This is a genomic window from Neisseria sp. P0007.S010, assembly GCF_051962875.1.
In the GTDB taxonomy this organism is placed as follows: Bacteria; Pseudomonadota; Gammaproteobacteria; order Burkholderiales; family Neisseriaceae; genus Neisseria; species Neisseria subflava_A.
On record NZ_JBQCUX010000030.1, the window covers coordinates 1 to 647 of the forward strand.

General features: G+C 53.2%; 1 protein-coding gene. It reads right to left on the bottom strand.

Annotated features, from left to right (window positions below; genetic code table 11):
* Window positions 1-44: 44 nt before the first annotated feature.
* A partial coding sequence (locus ACTHR7_RS10760) for an IS5 family transposase (RefSeq protein WP_440370802.1) occupies window positions 45-647 on the bottom strand: 603 nt, incomplete at its 5' end.

Consider the following 647-nt stretch of genomic DNA (forward strand, 5'->3'; position numbering starts at 1 on the left):
TTAATCCTCCCCGGACACCCGATAATCAGGCATCCGGCCGCCTTTTAGGCGGCAGCAGGCGCACTTAGCCTGTTAGCCGCTTTCAACAGGTTCAAACACATCGCCTTCAGATGGCTTTGCGCACTTACTTTGAGCAGACCAAAATAGGCTGTCCGGGCGTAGCGGAATTTACGGTGCAGCGTACCGAAGCTTTGTTCGACCACATAACGGGTTTTCGACAAATATCGGTTGCGTTTGGTTTGCGCTTCCGTCAGCGGACGGTTGCGGTGTGCTTTGCGCATAATGCCGTCTAACAACTGATGCTCTTCCAGATGTTGCCGGTTTTCCGCGCTGTCATAGCCTTTGTCGGCATAGACGGTCGTATCTTCGGCTATACCTTCCAGCAAAGGCGACAGGTGGTTGCACTCATGGGTATTGGCGGGAGTAATGTGCAGTTTCTCGATATAGCCTTCCGCATCGGTACGGGTATGTTGTTTGTAACCGAGTTTGTAGAGGCCGTTTTTCTTTGTCCAACGGGCATCTTTGTCCTTACTCGGTGTGGTTTGGCCGCTGACTTGTCCTTCGTCATCGACTTCTATGGCCTGGCGCTGTTTGCTGCCGGCGGTCTGAATAATGGTGGCGTCAATGACGGCGGCGGATGCTTTCTC